We start from the raw sequence: 22,302 nt of genomic DNA, 5'->3' as shown, positions 1-22,302 counted from the left end.
AACGCAGATTAAATACGAAAATAGCCTGACCAATCAATCGGCCAGACTATCATAATTAACCTTTTAAATGCTTATAAGCGTAAATCTTTTTTTGGAGTGCTTTGTATTGTTTAACAGACATCGTCTTTTTAGGTTTGGGTAATTTAGCATGCGTGTGCTTTGCTAAGTAATCAATCGGGTTGGTGTGTGCATGTTTACCCATATATTCTTTCCAAATGTTTGGACTAATGTGTTGCTGTTTTGCTTGTTGATCCAACAAAATCCCCGCAAAAGCACCGATATTATATGACCCGGCAACCGCACCGGTATCCAAGTAATCTAACCGGTATTGCTTGAGAATCGTTTTCAAAGCGCGCGTAACATCTTTACTATTGTGAATTTTGTTTGGATATGCAGACATTAATGAAGTGTGTAATTCATAGTAATACGCAGTTCCTTCCGCGCGATTATACATAAAACCAGCTTTGTAATCACTCGGAAATTCTTTTTTATAATCCTTGTAGGTTGCTAAAGCGGCAAGTAAACTGGATTTTTTACCATCCACAACTGCCTGCCGTAATTGGTCAACCAATTGCAATGTTTTGGCGCGCGCTTTGGTATCCTTCATGCGTTCGCTACCTTGTACATTCACTTGGTGCTTCGGTGTTTTCCAATTCGCTTGTGTAATCGAGTGGAACATTTCATGGGCGTACGTAATGAACACATCGTAAGTGCCCAAATGTGGGTAGCGCTTATAGTTATTCGTGTTTTTTAGTTCTTTGTTGCTGACATTAAAGTAACCACCCGAAATATGCTTACCGGCGTACTTCATTTTAAATTGTGACCAGTACCCGCTTTGCTTTAATGGCATGTTTTTCATCATCGCTAATTCTTTGGCGGGAATCTGGGCGGCAACGGCGGCTGGAATGTTAGTGTCTAGGAATGGCAACTTAAACGCTAATAATTGTTGCCGGGTTAACTGGGTAACTTGACCAGTCGGTGTAATTAACCAGGCGCGGTGATCTTCAACATCATTGAGTAGCGCATATTGGTTGATTTCCTTATTATTTGGCCACATTTTCGGTGCAACTTGATTATACCTTTTGATTTGGTGCGCCAAAACTTGCACGTACTTACTCATTTCCGTAATCCGTGGCTGCGCTTTTACGCCAAATGACCAGCCCTTGGCAGTTGCCGTTTTTGAACTTGTGCCAGTTGACGCGATGGTACTGGCAGACACACTTGAAATCGTTGCGCCTAACGTCAAAATTGCCGTGGCGGCGATCACAATTTTCTTGATAGCTTGTTGCTTCACGTTTAATTCCCCCGAAAATATATTAGTAATGTTTCTATAACAATAGCTATACTAACACCTCAATGCAAAAAAGCGTAGCTAAAAGTCTCAAATGTTGACTTTTTATTGCGTTGCGGCCTGACGATAATTGCTTGCTAATTTAACTAAATTTTTTCTAGCGTGGAATTTTGATATGTGTTTCAGATTGATTCCCACTACGAGGCATTCTGACTAGTAATATGCCGTAATCCTTGTCGCTGCAAGTTTAGCGGTAATCATACATCTCATCGCATTTTATAAATTCCACGTCAGACGAAATGGGGCAAAAAAAGCAACCCACCAAAACTGCGGTTGCCTTCGTACATGATTCTTGATTAATATTTTTTGTTAGTGATTGTAAATAATTGCTTCAAAGACATCAAAGACCCAAAACAACAAACAAGCACCCAATACAATGTTTAACCAAATTGAATCTTTTTTCATGATTAGTTTACTCTCCCTAAATGCAAGGTTATTCACGGACAACCTTATTAATTCACTAACCATACTTTAGAACTTTTAGTGCATTAATGCAAGAATTTAACCCTAATCTTCAGCATCAACGGTCATCGCCGCTGGTTCTGGTTCAACCACTGATTCACCAGTCGTCGTTTGAATATGTTCAAACAAAATCCCTTCACGAATCCCCGCTTGTGAAAATGTCACCCGATCTGAATCCAAATAACGTAAAAGCAACATCAATGGCGTTAAGCCACCAATAATAATATCGCCCCGTTCTTTGGACAAACCGGGGATTTTTTTTCGATCTTCTAAGTCCTTGCCTAGCACATCTTCATAGAGTTCAAAGGCTTCCGTATTACTAATCCGATAGCCATGAAGCGGTGTATCTTGAACTTTGTTTTTGCGCCGTGACATTTTACCTAAAGTCCGATTTGAGCCACCCAACACAATCATTGGTAACTCGTTGGCGTCATGCAGCCATGAAATGCTGTTGAATAATTCATCAACGGCCGTAAATGCGGTGAAGAGTGATTTGGCGGACACTTTATCTTTTTCAAGGTACATTTCCGTCAAATTCACGGCACCAATAGGCAAGCTCACCTCATGGAGCGCTTGTTTTCCTTGCACTAAGATTAGTTCTGAAGACGCCCCACCGGTATCGAGAATCACCACATTTTTGGCTTTCAAAGTATTGGTAACCCCGAGAAAATCGTAATGGGCTTCTTCTTCACCAGTTAAAACTTCGAGGTCCAAATCCGTTTTTTTCTTAACATGTGCCAAGAAATCGGCCTGATTGCTAGCTTGTCGCACAGCCGCAGTTGCAACCGCGCGTACTGTGATATCCTCGTACTTTTCTAATGCTCCTTGGAATTTTTCCAAAGCAACTAAAGTTCGTTCGATTTCTGGTTTTTGGAGAATTTTCTCCGCCCCCATATCTTGTGATAAACGTACCATTTCTTGCATGCGTTCCAAAACAATATATGAACCATCTGGATGAATTTCACTAACGGTCATCCGGGCTGAGTTGGAGCCTAAATCAATCACTGCAAATTTTTTCATACAAATTCCTTTCCGTCGTGCAATTATTCTTGGGTATTTGTGGGTTTATTCGCATCATCAAATGGATTATTCAACGGCATAAATTGCTCCCGTTGGGCTTCTTTTGCTGCCGCTTTTGCTTGGGCTTTGACTTGCATCGCTGCAGCTTCCACAAAACTCATTTGCGCATCCAATGCGGTGGTCGAACCACGGCGATCTACTTTTTGATAGCTACCGTCGTCTTGCATCACGCGTGTTTTAACATTATCATTCCACTGCGTATCAAAAATATCCTCAACGCGTTGTTTTAAGGCTGGATCTTCCACTGGAAAGAGCAATTCAACCCGGCGATTTAAATTCCGCGTCATTAAATCAGCACTTGATAAGTAGACTTCCGCAGCACCATCATTGGCAAACATGTAAATCCGGCTATGTTCTAGGAAACGGCCAACAATTGAGTGCAATTCAATATTTTCACTGACATTTGGAATTCCTGTTTGCAAAATTGAAATGCCCCGGACAATCAAGTCAACTTTTACACCCGCTTGGCTCGCAGCGTACAAATGTTGCACGATTGGCGCATCAGAAATTGAGTTTGCTTTAAACTTAATGTATGCTGGACGGCCAGCTTTGGAATTAGCAATTTCTTGGGCAATCTTTTCTTCCAAGAATTCCCGAATACCATCTGGTGAAATGTGTAACTTATGGAAGTACTCTGGTTCAGAATACCCCGACAAAATATTAAAGACATTGGCCGCATCAATGCCCATATTCGTATCTGACGTCAGGAGTCCTAAGTCAGTGTAGAAATGCGCCGTGACGTCATTGTAATTCCCAGTTCCCATATGCAAGTAACGCCGAATTTCATCACCTTCGCGGCGCACGACTAATGTTAACTTACTATGCGTTTTTAAACCACGCAGACCATAAATCACGTGCACGCCCATCCGCTCAAGTTCTTGCGCCCAGTGTACGTTGTTTTCTTCATCAAAACGCGCTTTCACTTCGACTAAGGCCGTAACTTGTTTCCCATTCCGGGCTGCCAGTCCAAGCGCCTTGATAATTGGCGAATCACCCGAAACGCGGTACAACGTCATTTTAATGGCGAGGACGTCTTCGTCTTCAGCGGCTTGTTGAATGAAGCGGACTACCGAATCAAAAGTGTCGTATGGGTGGTGCAACAGTTGATCTTGATTGCGAATTGTATCAAAAATGTTGCCTTTAGCTAAATCTGTGGCTTGGTATGCTTGGAACTTTGGATAGCTCAGTTCAGGGAAATCTTTGACTACTTTTACAAGTTCTGACATGAACGTCAAATCAATTGGTCCGCTGACCGCATACGTCCGGAAATCATCGACTTTCAAAGCATCCTGTAAACGCGTCTTGATATGCTTACTCATCGTACTTTCGATTTCGAGCCGAATGACTGCTCCCCGTTCCCGTTCGACCAACTTAGCTTGCACTTCTTTTAATAAATTAGGGGTATCATCTTCGGCAACATCTAACTCCATGTCACGCAAAACACGATACGTGGCGGTTTCTTTGACGTCGTAACCAAGAAACATCTTGGCGACAAATTCCTTGATGACGTCTTCGAGTAAAATAAAATGATTACTGGTACCCGGCACCGGAATAATTCGTTTAAACACATTATCGGGAACTTGTAAGGTGGCAAATAGTTTTTCCTTCTTATCAGTTTCCGTACCAGGCTTGGTCAAACGGACGGCAATATTAATTGAATCGTTGGCAAGGAATGGAAATGGGCGCGTTTCATCATCTGCCATCGGGGTCAGTACAGGAAATAATTCCCGATCGAAATAATCTTCAAAGTAATCGTATTGGCGTGAATCTAAATCAGCTAAACGTAATAGTTGGATATCGTATTCTTTTAACGCTGGTAACAAGACCCGCGATAATGTTTGATACTGTAATTTAACTTGGTCACCAGCTGCGGCACTAACGGCGTTTAGCTGCTCGATTGGTGTCATGCCGGCGGCGTCTTTGCCGTCATAGCCAACTTTAACCATTTGGGCTAACGAGGCGACGCGCACCATGAACCATTCGTCCAAGTTGCTCTGGCTAATCGCTAAGAAACGAACGCGTTCCAACAATGGATTTTGCTTGTCGCGGGCTTCCTCGAGGACACGATCGTTAAACTTTAACCAGCTTAACTCACGGTTCACAAAATTTTTAGGGTTGGCAAATTCTTTTTTCTCACTCATGCACGACTCATCCTTTTCTTTAAGATTGGTTGGATGCCAAACACATCCATAAAGAACTTAGCTTTTTGCTGGAAAACCCAACTTTCAAGTAAAATATTTTCACTCGTGACTGCTGTAATGACAACTTCATCACTTCGCAACGAGACGGAGATTTGTTGGATTTTTTGTCCGCGTGAATCATCCAATGCATCTGCAACCCGTAAAATAGCGGTTAATTTGGCAATTAACAGGCGTTCAGCACGGTTAAACCGCTGTAAGACGTATTCGTCCGAGTCCGGTGTCTGCGAGCTGTGATAGCGTGCCACAGCCGCAATGATTTCGGTCTCACGCGTTGACATGCCATGAAAATCAATCCCCCGAATCAAATCTTCGGAGTGGAGATAGTGCGCATGACTATTCACAAAACTCCCAATATCGTGTACCAAACTGACCACGTTGAGCAATAAGCGTTCCCGACTATCTAACTGGTGAATTGGCTTTAGTTGATCAAATAAATGCAAAGCAAAATTTTCAACTTGATCGCGGTGCTTGGCTTCTACCCGGTATTGCGTAGAAATATCGCGGGCGGAGGTAATGATTTCAGCATCGCCAATGTGTTTAGTATCGCTGTCAGCAAAAATAAGCCCATCAACGACTGACATTTTCACAAGTGTAATTAGTTTGGCATGGGTAATCGCAAATGCCCGTTCCAGCAAGAAGAGTTCTGGTAATACATAGCGCACCATAGCTGGTTCAATGCCATATTCATCACTGATGGCTTGTTGTGACATGCGCTGCATCTTACGTTGTAACTTACTGAAATCCGACAGCGTGATTTCTTGTGATTGGCCGCGTGGTGCGATAAAAATATCATTTAGCACTGTCGAACCCACCAGCAACAAGTTTTCACTGGGTTCCGTAATCGGTAAAACCCGCGTAAAATCGGCAATTTTACTAGCAATGAAATCGCGTAAAAATTGCGGATAGTCAACAATTTGGCTCTCAATATCTTCCACTTCTTCGGCAATGCGCACTGGTCCCAATGCCACGCTTCGTGAATAGCGGAAATCATTTTGCGCATAATAGCCTAAATCAATCCGCCCATTATTCATACCAATAATATATAATTTATCAGCTGCGAGTTCCTCAAACATTGGGTAGAATGTGCGGATTGCTTGGTTACGGTAGAAAACTTCCTGACTGCTGTTCAACCAATGAATCGTAAATCCGGTCGCTAGATAGATTTGATCGGCGATATACTCGGCGTTCGAGGCATGTGCAAACATTTCACTACCCCAGACACGGACATTCTGCACATCATAATCCGCTAAAATTTGGCGAAAACCTTGCAGTGCCGCCAATAAACGATGCACTAACGCAATTGGTAAGGCCCCGGAATCATAAATTTCGGAACCATCTTGCATATTTTTTTGAACACTTTCGATTACTTGTAATGTCCGTGTGTTACTGATGACAAGTTCAATACTAGTTGTCCCAACTAATATCTCACCAATTAATTTCTTAGCCATCTAATCGCCCCCATTTCGTAATTGTTATTAGTTACTATTATACGTTATTGGGTGTGAAGATTTTGTAAAGACTACTCGTAATTTAGATAAAACATGTAATTTAAGGGCATTCATAGATTTTTCTACGGCTTAACGTTCGTAATACTATGATATACCGCTGTTTAAGGATACCGCCTATTGAGTTTGACGTGGGATTGAATAAAATTATAGAAATGAGAATTCCACGCTAAAATAGCTAAAACCGCAAAAAGCCCCAAATTCCATTTTATCCGCGGATAACTGAAATCGGGGGGCGCTGCTTGTTATTTAAAAAATTGCTGAATCATGTTGTTTAATCCCCATGTAGTGGGCACATTGATTTCGGTGTCGTGCAGCCACGCGACATAGTCATCATATTCTTCATTACTTGGATCGTCCAAAACAGCTTGCAGATGCGCTAAACCCACCGGACCACCAATACTTTCAATAATATCTGATCCGACTGTCTTCAGGACAACTGGTGAATCAGTTTTTTTGGCATTTTCATCGATCGCACCACGCGTTATTGCGATTTCCCAATCATCATTAAAGTCATAAACGTAAACAAACGGCTGGCTCGGCACAATCACTTCATCAATGCTCAACTCATCTTCATACCAAATTGTTTTATCAATCGGTTTTTCAAGCAAGTTGCTCGTCGCCGCGCTTTCTTGATAGTAAATCGCTTCGTCGTAACCTTCTTTATCAAAGGTCGCAAAAACCTGAACAACATCGTCGGTGGATTTGAACAGGTGCAAATGGGAATCTTGCATACCATACAGCAATTGGGTTAACGTATGTAGTTTGGCAAAAGAAAAGTTTTCAGGTACTAAAACCTCCCGCGTTGAGGGATTCACAGCGTCGAGTAATTCAAAATTAAGTGTAAGCATCGCAATTTCCTTATCGTAAGTTATTCTTTCCATCTTACCATTTTAGCTCTGCTTGTGTTAATTATTATTAACTCGGTCAGCCTAATTTAGAGCTGATTCATCAACCTTCCCTAGTCGCCGCACAGCTTGCCTCTTAGCTTTCACACACGCCAAAACATTTCCTAGCAAAATAATTACGTAGACGCCCCAGACAAAAAAGCTCAAAGACCAAACAACACCTGATTTGTCATTGCCCCCCATTGTAACAAGCCAATGGCCAACTTTACTAAACCATTCGGGGCTGTGGGGATGCGAACCTTCCAAGAAGTCATACATTGGGGGCGACGCCAGTACAAACAGCGCCATGAAAGTTACCAGCCCAATAGTATTAAGCCATAAGCTATTAATATTAAATAAAATAATGCCGACAGCTGTTGGTACAATAATAAGACAAATTAGTATTGTTATTAGTTCAATGATCATTTTAAATATATCTCTCAAACGACTTTCCTAGTTTTCATTTGATAAAATTATAGCACTATAATGCTCATTAATACACAATAAAAACATATATTTATTTTTCGGCGATAATGAATACCATTATTAGAATACCCTAACCAAATCATTGATGGAACAGCATTTGCACCGCACAATAACATACTCACGTATCAATTTTAACTATCGACATTAGCCGTCCTAGTGAGATAAAATGCAAATATGTGAAAAAACGTTCAATAAACCGGCGCTGAATTAATTGCATTTTGATATTGCGCGTTTTCTTTGTCACACTATATTACTCGTTGTGCAGATTAATGGCGACATAAATATTATTGCATTTGTAAAATATGAAAAAAGGCTCCATTTAGCGTGAGATTCTCATTTGTTTAAGAATACTCACGTGCCACGGAATCTACCTTAGGCACTAGTTTGAGATTTATTACTAACTAACGGAGTGGTAGCACGCAGTGTGATCAATTATATTCAATTCCACGTCAGACAAAATAGAATCACAAAAAGACGACCTCTGTATCGCTACAAAAGTCGTCTTCGGATACTATCTTAGTAATTTTCGAGCGAATCTACGGCATCAATCATTTCCGTATCTTCAGGTTCAACCTTCAAGTACGCTTGTCCTAAGACAATCGCATTGGCAGAATCACCGTCTTCACGCCAGAAATCAAATGCTTCGCGTAAGAAATCACCATTTTCCATGAAATATGGTTGTGCTGCTTCCCAGTATTTCCGGGCCAAATCCCATTGGTCAACGCGGGCTAATGACTTAGCGGCATTCCAGTAGATTTGGGGATCAATTTCATCATTTTGGACATAGGCGCTCAACAATTCAACGTTTTTATCATCTTCACCCTTTTGGACATAGAGGTTTGATAATTCCAACACCATCGTTGTATCATCGGGTTCGATGTTTAAGCCTTGTAGGAAGTACTTAATGGCTTGGTCATCATCAGACAACTTAATGGCCGTTTCTGCTGCCAAACGATACAAGTTTTCATTGAATTCATCAACCGCTAACCCTGCTTGGAACGTCCGCAACGCATCTTCCAAACGGTTTAACTCAACATAAACTTGGCCTAAATATGGATACAAACTACCATACTGGTTATCCATGTCTTCCAAACCTTCAAAGGCTTTGGCAGCTTTTTCCCATTCTTTCAATTGGAAATACGTAAAGCCCAATTGGAATTGTACGTCGGCCGTCATATCGGCTTCGTGAATTTGTTCAAGATACCCAATCGCGTTGTCAAAGTTACCAGCTTGGGCGTATGCGACCCCAATTCGTGAAACTAAATCAACCCGTGAGAATGATTTCAGCCCTTGCAACAACATTTCCTTGTAGAAAGTAATCGCCTGCTTGAATTGGCGCATGTTGAAATAAAATTCACCCAAGGCAAACAAAATCACTGGTTCATCCGGTGCGAGTTCATAGGCTTTCAAGAGCTTTTGTTCACTAGCTTCGTATAATTCTTCAGTTTGATACAAGTCAGCTGTTACTAATAATGCTTCGACATATGCATCAGAAGTTTCTTCAATTTCGCTCAAGTAACCCAAAGCTTCATCAATTTCGTCTTCATCAATGGCAACATCGGCCAAACCAATCCGAATTTCATCGGCGTCGGGATAAGTTTCCAATAATTTCGAATACGTCCGCTTGGATTGTTTTAAGAAACCTAAACCATACAATTCTTCCGCTAAACTAAATAACATATCATCGTCATCATGCCGTAAAGCTAACGCAAACACGCGTTGTGCTTCCTCGAGTTGACCGGCGCTTAACGCTGTCAACATTTGTTCAGAATATGCAGTTTCCAAAGTAATTCACCTCGTATTTCATCAGCTTGGAGCCATTCCAGTTAAGTAACTCCCGCATAACCAATTTGACTAACATAGGCCTAGCCAATTCAATGACTAGACCTATTGTTTTTATTTACTTACGTTCACGAATGATTAAGTGCACTGGCGTTCCAGTGAAATCAAAGGCATTCCGAATTTGATTTTCAAGGAAACGTTGGTATGAGAAGTGCATCATTTCAGGGTCATTAACGAAAATAACAAATGTTGGTGGTTGAATTGCCACTTGCGTACCATAGTAAATACGCAAACGCTTCCCGTGAACAGTTGGCGTTGGTGTTGTAGCAATAGCATCCAACAAGACTTCATTCAAGGTAGAACTTGAAATCCGCTTCTTGTGGTTTTCGTTGACAGCCTTGATCAACGCTGGTAATTTATCCAAACGTTGGTGGGTTTTTGCAGAAACGAAGACAATTGGCGCATAATCCAAATACTTGAATTCGTTGCGAATGTGTTCTTCAAATTCTTGCATTGTGTGGTTGTCTTTTTCAAGTGTATCCCACTTGTTGACAACTAAGATGATGGCCCGGCCTGCTTCATGGGCATAACCAGCCACGTGCTTATCTTGATCACGGATACCAGTTTCGGCATCTAAGACCATCAAAATCACGTTAGAATCATCAATCGCACGCATGGCACGCATAACCGAGTACTTTTCAGTATTTTCGTATACCTTACCACGCTTACGGATACCAGCCGTATCAATCATGACAAATTCATCACCATCTTCATCGGTAAACTTAGTATCGATGGCATCACGCGTCGTTCCTTCGATTGGTGACACGATAACCCGTTCTTCACCGAGCAAAGCATTAACTAATGATGACTTACCAACATTAGGCCGACCGATGAATGAGAACTTAATCTTATCTTCATCATCGTCACCAGTATCTTCAGGGAATGACTTGATCACTTCATCAAGCATATCACCAAGACCGATACCGTGTGCACCAGAAATTGGGAATGGTTCGCCAAAACCTAACGCATAAAAATCAAAGATTTCCGCACGTTTTTCGACATTATCAACCTTGTTGACGGCGAGAATGACCGGTTTATCAGCTTTATACAAAATTTTTGCGACACGTTCATCGGCATCAGTTAACCCTTCAAGGGCACTAACCATGAAAATAATTACGTCAGCTTCATCAATGGCGATTTCAGCTTGTTCCGTAATTTGTTTCATAAATGGTTGGTCGTCAATATCAATCCCACCAGTATCAATCAAGCGGAATTCACGTCCAAGCCATTCGCCACGCGCGTAAATTCGGTCACGCGTCACACCTGGTGTATCTTCAACGATCGAAATACGATCACCGACGACACGGTTAAAAATAGTTGATTTCCCAACATTTGGGCGACCAACAATCGCTACGAGTGGATAAGCCATAAGAGCCTCCTTTGGTTCTATACGTTAAGTTAAGTTTCCGAAACGACACAAACGCGTTTCTCAATTAGAAAAATATCGGCCAGATACTTTTCATTTAAATAAAAAAGAGACCGGCAAGCCGATCTCTCTTATTAAAGTCAAATTACTTCAACAAATCAGCGAATGGTGTGAAACCTTCGTCATCGTCGTCAGAAGAATAGTTCTTGATATCTGATGATGATGCAGACTTGTTGTCTTCACGACGGTTGTCGTTAGACTTTTCTGATGCTGGGCGTTCTTCAAGGGCCTTGATTGAAAGGCTCAAGCGTTGCGCTGCTGGATCAACTGACAAGACCTTAACCTTAACAGTTTCACCTGACTTCAATACATCAGAAGGTGATTCGATGTGCTTGTGTGAGATTTGTGAAATGTGAACCAAACCTTCAACACCGGCAGCAACTTCAACAAACGCACCAAAATCAGTCAAACGCTTAACAGTACCATCAAGGATTGCGCCTTCTGGTGCTTCTTCAGCAACCTTGTCCCAAGGACCTGGTTGTGTTTGCTTGATTGACAATGAGATACGTTGCTTGTCTTTGTCCAATGCAAGAACTTTAACCTTAACATCTTCACCAGCTGACAATACGTCAGAAGGCTTAGAAACGCGGTCGTATGAAAGTTCTGAAACGTGAACAAGACCGTCAACACCACCGAGGTCGATGAATGCACCGAAGTCAGTCATGCGAGCAACCTTACCTTCAACGATGTCGCCAACGTTAAGAGTAGAGAAGACCTTTTCGACAGCTTCTGAACGTTCAGCGTCAAGAACGGCACGACGTGAAAGGATCAAGCGGTTGTCCGCTGGGTCGATTTCAACGATTTGTGCACGAACAGTTTGACCCTTGTATTGGTTCAAGTCTGAAACAAAACGGTTTTCGATCATTGATGCAGGGATGAATCCACGAACACCAGCGTCAACTACAAGACCGCCACGGACGGCTTGGATAACTGGTACTTCAAGGATATCACCAGGCTTGTGGTCTTTTTCAAGAGTTTCCCAAGCCTTCTTAACTTCAAGGCGCTTCTTAGAAACAAGGAATGAACCGCCTTCCTTATCGCTACCGATTTTACGGATAACGACAAGATCTAAGACATCACCAATTTTTAATTCGGTTGTCATATCAGCTTCTGGGTTGTTTGAGTATTCCCGAACAGGAATAACTGCTTCAAGACCAGTGCCTTCGATTGATACTAAAGTTTGACGTTGTTCGTCAAAACCTAAAACTTGTGCCTTAACAACATCGTTGACGTTAATTTCGTCAGCGGCGTTAAGTGCTGCTAAAAATTCGTTGTTTTCTTCACTCATGAAAAACAATCCTCCAATAAAACGACTCTAGAGTATATAATACCCTATTTCGTTCTAATTTACTATCTTTTTATTTTTATTTCAACTTTTCGTTGATGATTGATGCAATGTTCGCTGATACAGTTGGAATATCGATGCCAGTTGTATCAACAAGTTGTGCATCAGCAGCTTGGACCAATGGTGAAACTTCGCGGTGAGAATCAAGGTAATCACGACGAGCAATTGATGCTTCGATTTCGCTTAGCGTATCGTTAGTATCAATCCCCTTTTCTTGATTTTCCTTAAAACGCCGGGCCGCACGTTCTTCAACACTAGCTACTAAGAAAATCTTTACTTGTGCATCAGGTAAAACAGTAGTTCCAATATCACGGCCATCCATCACAATGCTAGCTGAGGCCGCGATATCACGTTGGCGCTTAACTAAATCTGTCCGCACAGCAGGAATTGCTGAAATCATCGAAACTAACCCATTCACATCACTGTGACGAATAGCTTCGCTAACATCCTCATCATTCAAGAAAACCCGTTGTCCGGCTGGATCAGGTGTAAAGCCAATCAACGTTTTTGGTAACAAAGCCGTTACAGCGGCTTCATCGACCGTTTCTTGGCCAGGCACAATTAAGCCTGCGCGCATTGCTGCGAGCGTAATTGTCCGGTACATTGCACCAGTGTCAACGTAGATATAACCAAATTCTTTAGCGATAATCTTAGCAATTGTTGATTTACCGGCCGAAGCTGGGCCATCAATTGCTACTTGCATTTTGTCTGTCATTTTTACTACGATCCTATCCAAAAATATTTACTTAACACGTAAACTTTGACCTTGGTGAACACTACTTAAATCAACACCAGGGTTCAAATGTTGTAACTCAGCCAATGTTAACCCATGCGCGAGCGCAAAACGGTAACCATTCACTTCTGTCACAGTCGCATATGTCTTGTCTTTGTCTTTTTTGGCCTTAGCAGCAGCTTTGCTTGAAGCTTTAGCGGCTTTCTTTGAAGCTGCATTTGCGGCTTTTTCAGATGATACCTCGGCAGCTTCCTTAGCTGCTATCGAAGAGCTTTTGGCAGCTTTAGCTTTAGCCGCCTTAGCTGCTTTTTGACTGCTTGCTTTAGATTTTTCAGCTGCTTTTTCTGTGGCAGCTTTCTTGCTGGCAGCACTATCATCAGACTTTGACTCAGCCTTGCTTGATGAGGGCTCCGAAGTTTTCACCGTTGTTTGGCTACTTGCAACGTCATCACTCGGTGTATTGGAACTGTTCACATCGACCACAAATCGATAAACCGGAATTGCGGCAAGTAAAATTACAGCCAGAATTAGGAGACTTAAAATAAAAGTTGAACGTTTGCTACGTTTACGGATTGATGTCCGCGATGGCAAATTTTCTTCTGACTGTTCGCCACCAAAGGAAGAATCCCAAGGTTGCTTTTGTTGGTCATTATTATTCTGACTCATGCTTCTCCTCCTAAAAAATTTCAAACATTATTGTACCATATATCGGCTAGAAGTTGATGATTTTCAGCCAAACAAATTTTCTAGCGTCTCACGCCACCCTAACAAGCCCAAATTTGGAACTTGTTCAACTGCACTTGGCAAGTTTAATGCCGGAATATCCAGTGGCGTTTGCTCAGTTGACCAATTACCATCGGCTGGCGCTTCTAATGGTGTTTCACCAAAATACTTTAACAAATAATTACGTTTATCATCCGCCGCTTCAATATAGTCAAGCATTGCTGCGAGTGCGCGAAACCGTAAGCCAACACGCTGGCGAAAAAGTTGCGTGACTTGAGCTGCGCTAAGACCGCGGTTTTGATAGTAGTTCAATAAGCGTTCATGTTGTGGGTCAAACGTGTAATTTGGAGTGCGCTTGAAAAAATGTTGGATGTCGCCTTCAACTGGCAAACTGGTATCGATTAAGTTGCGCACTAAGTACTCATCGTTTTGTCCATATAAGAGTACCGCCAACGCTGGTTGTTGATCACGCCCAGCCCGGCCAATTTCTTGCACATATGCTTCTAAATCATTCGATAAATGATAATGGATGACCCAACGAATATCAGCTTTATCAATTCCCATGCCAAAGGCCGACGTCGCGACAATCACGTCTAATTGATTAGCCATGAATTGTTGTTGGACTGCGTAACGTTGGTCACCAGTCACATCCCCATGGTATGCCGCCACACGCCGTTCGTTTGCCTGTTGGAGTGTTATGACCAACTGATCGGCTAACTTTTTACTCGAAAGATAAATTATCCCGGCGCCTGGTAACTCTTTAACCAAACTCAATAAGCGTTGTTGCTTCGTCTTATCATCCGCTAATCGTTCTGTGCGCAAATGAATATTGGGGCGATTGACTGAATATAAAATAGTTTGTGGCGCGACCGGCAAATTAAACTGGGCTAAAATTTCGTGGCGCGCCGTTTCGCTAGCCGTTGCGGTTAATGCAAGCAATCGTGGTTGTCCTAATTGCTGAAATGCTCGCCCTAGTTCAAGATAGTCGGGGCGAAAATCCGGTCCCCATTGTGCAATACTGTGGGCTTCATCTACAACAAACAAATTCACTTGCAACCGTTGTAATGCTAGCATCACGGGTTCTTGAACGAGCGTTTCTGGTGCGATAAAGATATAGCGGAATTGCTCTAAGTGTTGCAAGGCAAAATTCTTCGTGGCCGGCTTCATCATTGAATTAATCGCGACTGCCTGCCGTTGTCCATGATAGTTTAACCGTGCAACTTGATCTTGCATCAAAGAAAGGAGCGGTGACACAATTACCGTTGTCCCACCAAGCACGTAACCTGCGTATTCATATAGTAAGCTTTTCCCAGTACCAGTTGGCAACACCGCTAAAACATTTTGCTGGTCAACTAGTAACGCGGTTAAGACTTCTTCTTGGCCCGGGCGGAAATCATCAAAGCCGAATTGTGCTTTTAAAATGGCATGCATTTTAACTTCCGTTTCGTTCATGCTTTCGCCGCCCTTTCCTTAATCTGTGCAATTTGGAATAATCGAAAATACATAAAAAATATTGGATCATCCCCATTTGCGTAATCTTTATACACCCACTGATCAAATGGTTGCACATCAAATGTCTCAAACAGTTTCATCCGTTCAGCTGGTGGCACAATTGAGCGCACTTGCTCGGGTGTCCAATTGCGAAACATCGCGCCACGTAGAATATGTTCACGAATGGTACTAAGCTTTAATCGCCGTGAATGGGCCACTTGCTCAAATGATTGCCCTTGTTGCCACATTTGAATTGAAGCAACGTTACTTTCGGATAACATATCTCGCCCAACTAACCCCACTAGTTCGCCAATGATATTTTGCTGTTCTAGACCGGTCGTCATCAAACTCGCAAAACAATCTAATTGCCATAAGAGCCAATCCGTTTCGACCCATTCCGGCCGTCCTGGTAGAGCTTGCAATAACTGACCGTTCATCTCATACCCAAATAATGTTGCCGCAAATAAATCAGCATCCAACTCGTCTTGGGTCACAAGCCACGTAGTTAATGCCTCGCGCCAAGCGTTAATTAATTCCTCTCGCGGATGAGCCTTTAACCACGCCTTGACTTGCCATTGATTTCGCAAGTCAATCTGATATGGATAAAACTTAGCGTTATGGTGCGCCAATTCTGAAATCGATTGATTCACTAATAGGAATACATCTTGGAACGCCCGCACATCCGCCATTAAATTTATTTGTAAATGCTGGGGTACGTAATGATTATCACGATAGTCAGCTTGAGCGGCCAGCCCACTACTTGTTAACCGGACCAAACCGCTCTCGTTGAATTCCACCAAACCGCCGTTTTTTAATTGCAACAGTTGCTTTTCGACATCTGTACTGAATAAGCCAATCTCTGGGAGCATGTCATACGCCAACGCCCAAAATGCCGTTGACATGGTCGTGGTCGTTGATTGCCACGCATTTGCAATGACTTTTGTCCGCCGCCACTCATCGGCCCGCAATTTCGTAATCAAATATGGAATTGGCATCGCTACTCCCTTTCTTAATTGGTGAACTATGTACGGTCGGCATACTACCGACCATTAAAATTTACTTTGTGTTAATTATCTAGCATAAACAATGGGGTAGGTGCACAACCGCTTAACAATAATTATTTCGGTTCGATCTATTCTAGCGCGGAATTGTCATTTCTACACTTTTCAATCATCAAACTACTGAGGTTCATTTTTCAGTGCTGTTTTTTCCCATGCCACTGCAGTCTGTAGTAGGTAACTATTTTTGCTAGTTCGAGTATTATTCCTAACTAACGTAGTGCCAGCAAATTGCTTGGCGGGCGCAGCCTTTACACCACGACTGGGGCGATACGTGTGTAACACATATCGTCGCTGAGGATAAGATGAGGAGTCTTAGGAATTTATTCCTTAGACTCCCAGCTTGTCCGAACCGACCAAGACCGCACTTTGGCTTGGGAGGTTGCTTCCAGCGCGGTGCGCCAAGTAATTTACTGGCACGCAGTGGCCAATTTTATTCAATCCCACGTCAGATGGAATAGAGCCATTATTTCACGCGCTTTAGTGAAGCGATGAAGAAACCATCTGAGTTGAAGTCATCTGGGTAAATCGTTAATGTCTTCGTGTCGCGGTCCGCTTTTAAATTATTTTCTGTAAACGTTGTTTCTAATTCGTATTCCGGGTGCTTAGCCAAGAATGTGTTGACCACATCATCATTTTCTAAACGTAAGATGGTACAAGTTGAATACGTCAATAAGCCGCCAATTTTGACCAATGGGGCTACTGAATCCAAAAGTGCTAATTGGATTTTTTGTAAGTTTTGGCTGTCTTGCAATGTTTTTTCGTAACGAATTTCAGGTTTACGACGTAATAAACCAAAACCAGAACATGGCGCATCAATCAAAGCACGATCAAAAACTTCATTTTCGTACTTGTCACCTAGTAACCGTGCGTCCATTGCGGTGGCAAAGACCCGGTCACGGACAAAGAGGCGTTCAGCGTTGTTCCGAATTAACTGAACTTTGTGTTCGTGGATGTCAAAAGCATCCACTTGGCCACCCAAATCGTGATCTAAGTACGTGGCAATTTGCGTTGTTTTACCACCGGGAGCGGCACATGCGTCCAAGACTTTCATACTAGGATCGGTAATCTGCATGGCTGGTGCCACTAACATTGCTGATTCATCTTGTAAGGTTACCGTACCATTAGCAAATGCTGCTGAGCCAGCGACAAAACCACCATTCAACAATAAGCCATCTGGTGCTACTGGTGATTGTTGCACTTCAAAGCCATCTGCAATCAATTGATCCGTCGCATTTTCAATATCTGAAACAGCCCGGTTAACCCGTGCTGACTGTGCTGGTGCATTATTAATTGAACGCGCGATTGATTCGGCTTTAGCTAAACCAACTTCCTTGGTCAATTCTTCTAACATCCAAACTGGTAAGCTCGTTTCAATTGATAAACGTTCCGTGGGATCCTTGATTGTGTTGAAATCAGGCACACCGTCGCGGTCGATTTGGTGTAAGACCCCTGTGACAAAACGACGTTGGCCTTCATGTCCTCGAGCCTTCGCGATTTCGATTGATTCATCAAAAATGGCGTGATTAGGTACCTTATCCAGGTATTTCATTTGGAATAATGCAGTGTAAAGTAATTCACGTACCCATGGTTGCATCTTTTGGGGTTGCTTAACAAATGGCTTCAACCAATATTCCAATGTCAAACGGTGTTGAATGACCCCATAAACAATGGTCGTAAATAAGTGGACATCACGTTCTTCCAGCTTTGAGTGTTGAATTGCTGCGTTTAATTGGAGGTTAGAGTACGCTCCGTTTTTGATAATTTCTAACGTGCTGACTGCTAAGCCACGCGCTGAATGTAATTTTGCCTTACCCATTAAAAGATCACCTGATCACCTTCTGCAAATTCTGCTTTATTACCATTTAAGAAATCGGTCACACTCATCTTTGGCTTACCAGCTGGTTGGAGTTGGTCAATGCTTAAGATTGAGTGTTCACCAGCTGCAATCCATAATTCGTGTTTCGTTTTCTTGACGACCGTACCTGGTTCAGCGGAAGTTGATTCTGCAACAACCGACACGCCTTGCACTTTCGTCCGTTCGCCATTCAACAGCATATATGCAGTTGGGAATGGGAACAACCCACGCACATGGTAATCCAATTGTTGTGCACTACGCGTGAAGTCAAGTTGTTCTTGAGCCGGTTGAATGTTTGGTGAGAATGTGGCGTCGGCTTCGATTTGTGCGACTGGTTTGGCCGTCCCATCAATCAAAGTTGGCAAAGTTGCCAATAACAAATCACGCCCAACGAGACTCAACTTATCAAACATCGTCCCCACGTTATCGGTTGGCAAAATTGACGTCTTGGCGACGGAAATAATGTCACCGGCATCCATTTGCTTAATCATGTACATAATTGAGACCCCAGTTTCAGCATCCCCGTTCATGATTGCATAATGCACAGGTGCACCACCACGATACTTAGGTAAGAGTGACGCGTGTGTGTTAATTGCGCCGATTTTGGCGGCCTTTAACAATTTCGTTGGCAAGAATTGACCAAAAGCGGCGGTGACAATGAAATCCGGATTAAGCTCAATCACCCGTTCCATTTCAGGTGAGCCGCTGATTTTTTCAGGTTGTAAAACTTCGATGTCATACTTCAGTGCAACTTCCTTAACCGGCGTTGGTGTTAAAACATGCTTGCGACCAACTTTGCGGTCTGGTTGCGTCACAACTGCTTGCACATCATAGCCGTTTTCGACTAAGGCAGTTAAGATTGGTGCTGAAAATGCTGGTGTTCCCATAAATACGATTGATGTCATACTAATTTAATTCCTCCATGGTAAGGTGCTACGGTTATATTTGTTGCTGTTATTACATAAATGATAGCGGTTCACGGTCAATACTTAATTGTAGCCCGTGTTTCGCCTCACTTTGCGCGCGTTCGAGTAATTCACTCAAGGCGGCATCTAATTCTTCTGGTTGTCGATATTTTAGCACAATCTGATAATAATATCGGTTGTTAATGCGTGCAATTGAACGTGGTGTTGGTCCCAACATAATTGCATCTGTGCCGAGTTGGTTCTTTAACCAGCGCCCCACCTGACTCATCTTCAAGGCGGCTTCCCGTTCTTCCGCATGACTTGCTTGAATCTTAATCGTGAAATAATAAGGTGGGTACTTAGCAGCATGCCGCATCTGCATTTCCGTTCTGAAAAAGCGCTCGTAGTCATGCATTTGCGCAAGTTTAATCGCATAATGTTCGGGATTAAATGTTTGGACGAATACTTCACCGAGTTTATCGGCACGCCCTGCTCGACCAGATACTTGGGTCAACAACTGAAACGTGCGCTCAGCCGCGTGAAAATCGGGCAATCCTAACGATGTATCAGCGTTCAAAACCCCGACTAGCGTCACGTCTGGAAAATCTAAACCTTTTGCAATCATCTGAGTTCCCAAAAGAATATCATATTCGTGATTACCAAAGGCCGTTAACATTTTATCATGCGCACCCTTCTTACGGGTTGTATCAGCATCCATGCGCACAATTTTAGCGCCGGGAATTAATTCTTGCAATTCTTGTTCAACTTTTTGCGTACCAGTACCGTAGTAACGAATTGCGTTCGATTGACAGTTTGGGCATTGATGTGGAATTGCTTCCTCATGCCCACAGTAGTGGCACTTCATCGATTTTGTGTCCATGTGCAACGTTAAACCGATATCACAATTGGGACATTCCAACACAAAGCCACAATCACGACACATCACAAAACTTGAAAAGCCCCGCCGATTAAGCATCAAAACAGATTGTTCGCCTTTAGAAATGCGGTCTTGAATTGCCGCCAGTAAGTCAGTTGAAAAATTAGACTCCGGACCGTTGATAATTTCTTGGCGCATGTCGACGACTTGGACGGTGGGCATCGGGTGATTGTTAATGCGATTGGGCATCAACAACAACTCATAGACACCCTTTTCAGCACGAGCCCGTGACTCTAATGATGGGGTTGCTGAACCAAGGACTAGCGGCGCATTATGATACGCGCTCCGCCATGCCGCAACATCGCGAGCGTGGTAGCGCGGATTTTCATCTTGTTTGTACGTTGTTTCGTGTTCTTCATCCATAATGATGAGGCCAATGTTTTCTAATGGAGCAAAAACCGCTGACCGCGCACCAACGACGACGCGTGCTTCACCACGTTCAATGCGGCGCCATTCATCAAAGCGTTCACCATCTGATAAGCCGGAGTGCAACACAGCAACGGCCGCCCCAAAACGTCCACGAACCCGCCGCATCATCTGCGGTGTTAATGAGATTTCGGGGACGAGCATGAGGGCAGTTTTACCTTCCGCTAACACATTGGCAATTGCTTGCAAGTAAACTTCGGTTTTACCGGATCCGGTTACCCCTTCTAATAAGAAAGTTTTGGCAGTACCATCGGCCGCATTAATCGCTGCTAGTGCCTCTGCTTGCGTCGCTTGCAGTTCGAGTGGCGTGGTAGCTTGAATATCATAGTCTTTCATTGGATCCCGATATGTTTCCATCGGTACCTTCGCTAACCAACCCTTTTTTTCGCCGGTCGTAATGATTGCATCGCTTAAGCCCGTGACTTCGCTGACTGTTTTCTTAGCGATAACATCTGTCGGTTTTAACGTTTGTAAGTATGAAATTAAAGTACTTTGTTTGGCGGCCGTTTTAGTTAATCCCGCCCGTTCTTCTTCATAGGCTTCAAATTCCAACAGCGGTTGAATACCGAGTGTTGTTTTAACGCGGGCGCGATTCCCCACTTGATAACTGACTTCGACTTGATTGTGTTTCCGTAAATCCAGTAATTTAGAAACGGTTGCCGGTTCCATTTGTGCTTCGTCGAATTCAATTTCATCTTGGCCGTGAAAAATTGAGAACAGAACATCTTCGTCAATTTCGTCAATTACCCGAACGTACTTAGTGTATTTTGCGCGCATCACGTTCGGCAGCATCGTCTGTAAGACACTGATTCGAAAGGCAAATGATAGCTGTGCTAGCCAAGCTGATAGATCAAGCAATTCATCGTTCAAAACGGGATATAAATCGACGATACTTGTAATAGCTTTTAATTCACCTTCATAATCGCTTTGGTTGATAAAACCAACGACAAAACCTTGGATGACCCGGCTGCCTTTACCAAACGGTACAACTACCCGCATTCCAGGTGTTAGGCGCTCGCGAAACTCAGCAGGGATGGCATACGTATATGGTTGGTTAGTCTGCATCGTTGGAACATCAACCACCACTTGTGCAAGTTCTTCCATTTGTGTCCCCCCTATAATATAACTTTAGTAATCATAGCTATGTAAACGAAAAACTCCCGGCAATCCGAGAGTTTCTTAGCTAATCTATATTCGACTTGAAGCCACCCTCGACTAAATCGGGGATGTTGTCGTCATCGGTATCGACTTCAACGCGGGTGCCAGAGAAGCGACCAAATGCAGATAAAGCCAAATATGTTAATGCCAGATAATAGGCATATTGGTGATTATTAATATGGAATATAAAATTGCTTAATGCAAATAAAATCGGCATGAAGGTAATCACCAACCATGGTGCGTGGACCTTTTTTGCCCAAAATCCAATAACCGTCGCCACGATAAAATTCAACACAACTAAAATCCAAATTTGCTTAGTTGCCGCTGACATACCGGCTACATTACAGACTTTTGGGATAATTGCTCCAAAAATTATCGCAACGACAATAAATTCAAGTCGTAAACGCTTAATTAATTTTGGCATATCT

17 protein-coding genes are annotated in these 22,302 nt (G+C 42.9%); all 17 read right to left on the bottom strand.

The window, feature by feature from the left end:
- Positions 1 to 55 precede the first annotated feature (55 nt).
- Entirely contained in the window at positions 56 to 1,294 is a 1,239-nt protein-coding gene (locus EQG49_RS13020; RefSeq protein WP_133364394.1) for a hypothetical protein, read from the bottom strand.
- Between the two features lie 564 nt (positions 1,295 to 1,858).
- Positions 1,859 to 2,833 (bottom strand): Ppx/GppA family phosphatase, encoded by a 975-nt coding sequence (locus EQG49_RS13015; protein ID WP_133364393.1) that lies wholly within the window; start codon positions 2,831 to 2,833, stop codon positions 1,859 to 1,861.
- 23 nt (positions 2,834 to 2,856) lie between these two features.
- Positions 2,857 to 5,034, bottom strand: a complete 2,178-nt coding sequence (locus EQG49_RS13010; protein WP_133364392.1) for an RNA degradosome polyphosphate kinase — start codon at positions 5,032 to 5,034, stop codon at positions 2,857 to 2,859.
- Entirely contained in the window at positions 5,031 to 6,542 is a 1,512-nt protein-coding gene (locus EQG49_RS13005) for a Ppx/GppA phosphatase family protein (RefSeq protein ID WP_133364391.1), read from the bottom strand. Before EQG49_RS13005 ends, EQG49_RS13010 begins: the two co-directional genes overlap by 4 nt.
- Positions 6,543 to 6,844: 302 nt before the next feature.
- Positions 6,845 to 7,483, bottom strand: a complete 639-nt coding sequence (locus EQG49_RS13000; RefSeq protein WP_133364390.1) for a plasmid pRiA4b ORF-3 family protein — start codon at positions 7,481 to 7,483, stop codon at positions 6,845 to 6,847.
- Between the two features lie 48 nt (positions 7,484 to 7,531).
- Positions 7,532 to 7,912: a hypothetical protein gene (locus EQG49_RS12995; RefSeq protein WP_133364389.1), complete on the bottom strand. Its 381-nt coding sequence runs from the start codon at positions 7,910 to 7,912 to the stop codon at positions 7,532 to 7,534.
- Positions 7,913 to 8,488: 576 nt separating this feature from the next.
- Entirely contained in the window at positions 8,489 to 9,733 is a 1,245-nt protein-coding gene (locus tag EQG49_RS12990; RefSeq protein WP_133364602.1) for a tetratricopeptide repeat protein, read from the bottom strand.
- A gap of 139 nt (positions 9,734 to 9,872) precedes the next feature.
- Complete coding sequence (der, locus tag EQG49_RS12985) at positions 9,873 to 11,183, bottom strand: ribosome biogenesis GTPase Der (RefSeq protein ID WP_133364388.1); 1,311 nt, start codon at positions 11,181 to 11,183, stop codon at positions 9,873 to 9,875.
- Between the two features lie 142 nt (positions 11,184 to 11,325).
- Positions 11,326 to 12,528, bottom strand: a complete 1,203-nt coding sequence (gene rpsA, locus EQG49_RS12980; protein ID WP_133364387.1) for a 30S ribosomal protein S1 — start codon at positions 12,526 to 12,528, stop codon at positions 11,326 to 11,328.
- A 76-nt stretch (positions 12,529 to 12,604) separates the two neighbouring features.
- Positions 12,605 to 13,300: a (d)CMP kinase gene (gene cmk / locus EQG49_RS12975; RefSeq protein ID WP_133364386.1), complete on the bottom strand. Its 696-nt coding sequence runs from the start codon at positions 13,298 to 13,300 to the stop codon at positions 12,605 to 12,607.
- A 27-nt stretch (positions 13,301 to 13,327) separates the two neighbouring features.
- Positions 13,328 to 13,984, bottom strand: a complete 657-nt coding sequence (locus EQG49_RS12970; RefSeq protein WP_133364385.1) for a hypothetical protein — start codon at positions 13,982 to 13,984, stop codon at positions 13,328 to 13,330.
- A 63-nt stretch (positions 13,985 to 14,047) separates the two neighbouring features.
- Positions 14,048 to 15,493 carry a RecQ family ATP-dependent DNA helicase gene (locus EQG49_RS12965; RefSeq protein WP_133364384.1) on the bottom strand — a complete coding sequence of 482 codons (1,446 nt, stop codon included), beginning with the start codon at positions 15,491 to 15,493 and terminating at the stop codon, positions 14,048 to 14,050.
- A complete protein-coding gene (locus EQG49_RS12960; protein ID WP_133364383.1) occupies positions 15,490 to 16,527 on the bottom strand; it encodes a helix-turn-helix domain-containing protein in 1,038 nt (345 codons plus the stop codon). The genes EQG49_RS12965 and EQG49_RS12960 overlap by 4 nt, the downstream gene beginning before the upstream one ends.
- Positions 16,528 to 17,056: 529 nt before the next feature.
- Entirely contained in the window at positions 17,057 to 18,409 is a 1,353-nt protein-coding gene (gene rsmB, locus EQG49_RS12955; RefSeq protein ID WP_133364382.1) for a 16S rRNA (cytosine(967)-C(5))-methyltransferase RsmB, read from the bottom strand.
- Positions 18,409 to 19,353, bottom strand: coding sequence for a methionyl-tRNA formyltransferase (gene fmt / locus EQG49_RS12950; protein WP_133364381.1), 945 nt, complete (start codon positions 19,351 to 19,353; stop codon positions 18,409 to 18,411). The genes rsmB and fmt overlap by 1 nt, the downstream gene beginning before the upstream one ends.
- Positions 19,354 to 19,405: 52 nt before the next feature.
- Positions 19,406 to 21,820, bottom strand: a complete 2,415-nt coding sequence (priA, locus tag EQG49_RS12945) for a primosomal protein N' (protein WP_133364380.1) — start codon at positions 21,818 to 21,820, stop codon at positions 19,406 to 19,408.
- 79 nt (positions 21,821 to 21,899) lie between these two features.
- Positions 21,900 to 22,298: a hypothetical protein gene (locus EQG49_RS12940; RefSeq protein ID WP_133364379.1), complete on the bottom strand. Its 399-nt coding sequence runs from the start codon at positions 22,296 to 22,298 to the stop codon at positions 21,900 to 21,902.
- Positions 22,299 to 22,302 lie beyond the last annotated feature (4 nt).

Source organism: Periweissella cryptocerci, assembly GCF_004358325.1.
Classification (GTDB): domain Bacteria; phylum Bacillota; class Bacilli; order Lactobacillales; family Lactobacillaceae; genus Periweissella; species Periweissella cryptocerci.
Note: the sequence above shows the minus strand (reverse complement) of the source record. Positions and strands in the feature narration are given on the sequence as shown.

What these genes read in the sequence shown, in the direction of transcription:
- EQG49_RS13005 (WP_133364391.1), bottom strand. Translation starts at nt 6,542, where the DNA reads ATGGCTAAGAAATTAATTGGTGAGATATTAGTTGGGACAACTAGTATT.
- EQG49_RS13015 (WP_133364393.1), bottom strand. Translation starts at nt 2,833, where the DNA reads ATGAAAAAATTTGCAGTGATTGATTTAGGCTCCAACTCAGCCCGGATG.
- fmt (WP_133364381.1), bottom strand. Translation starts at nt 19,353, where the DNA reads ATGACATCAATCGTATTTATGGGAACACCAGCATTTTCAGCACCAATC.
- EQG49_RS12990 (WP_133364602.1), bottom strand. Translation starts at nt 9,733, where the DNA reads ATGTTGACAGCGTTAAGCGCCGGTCAACTCGAGGAAGCACAACGCGTG.
- der (WP_133364388.1), bottom strand. Translation starts at nt 11,183, where the DNA reads ATGGCTTATCCACTCGTAGCGATTGTTGGTCGCCCAAATGTTGGGAAA.
- EQG49_RS12960 (WP_133364383.1), bottom strand. Translation starts at nt 16,527, where the DNA reads ATGCCAATTCCATATTTGATTACGAAATTGCGGGCCGATGAGTGGCGG.
- EQG49_RS13010 (WP_133364392.1), bottom strand. Translation starts at nt 5,034, where the DNA reads ATGAGTGAGAAAAAAGAATTTGCCAACCCTAAAAATTTTGTGAACCGT.
- EQG49_RS12995 (WP_133364389.1), bottom strand. Translation starts at nt 7,912, where the DNA reads ATGATCATTGAACTAATAACAATACTAATTTGTCTTATTATTGTACCA.
- EQG49_RS12970 (WP_133364385.1), bottom strand. Translation starts at nt 13,984, where the DNA reads ATGAGTCAGAATAATAATGACCAACAAAAGCAACCTTGGGATTCTTCC.
- rsmB (WP_133364382.1), bottom strand. Translation starts at nt 18,409, where the DNA reads ATGGGTAAGGCAAAATTACATTCAGCGCGTGGCTTAGCAGTCAGCACG.
- priA (WP_133364380.1), bottom strand. Translation starts at nt 21,820, where the DNA reads ATGGAAGAACTTGCACAAGTGGTGGTTGATGTTCCAACGATGCAGACT.
- EQG49_RS12965 (WP_133364384.1), bottom strand. Translation starts at nt 15,493, where the DNA reads ATGAACGAAACGGAAGTTAAAATGCATGCCATTTTAAAAGCACAATTC.
- EQG49_RS12940 (WP_133364379.1), bottom strand. Translation starts at nt 22,298, where the DNA reads ATGCCAAAATTAATTAAGCGTTTACGACTTGAATTTATTGTCGTTGCG.
- cmk (WP_133364386.1), bottom strand. Translation starts at nt 13,300, where the DNA reads ATGACAGACAAAATGCAAGTAGCAATTGATGGCCCAGCTTCGGCCGGT.
- rpsA (WP_133364387.1), bottom strand. Translation starts at nt 12,528, where the DNA reads ATGAGTGAAGAAAACAACGAATTTTTAGCAGCACTTAACGCCGCTGAC.
- EQG49_RS13000 (WP_133364390.1), bottom strand. Translation starts at nt 7,483, where the DNA reads ATGGAAAGAATAACTTACGATAAGGAAATTGCGATGCTTACACTTAAT.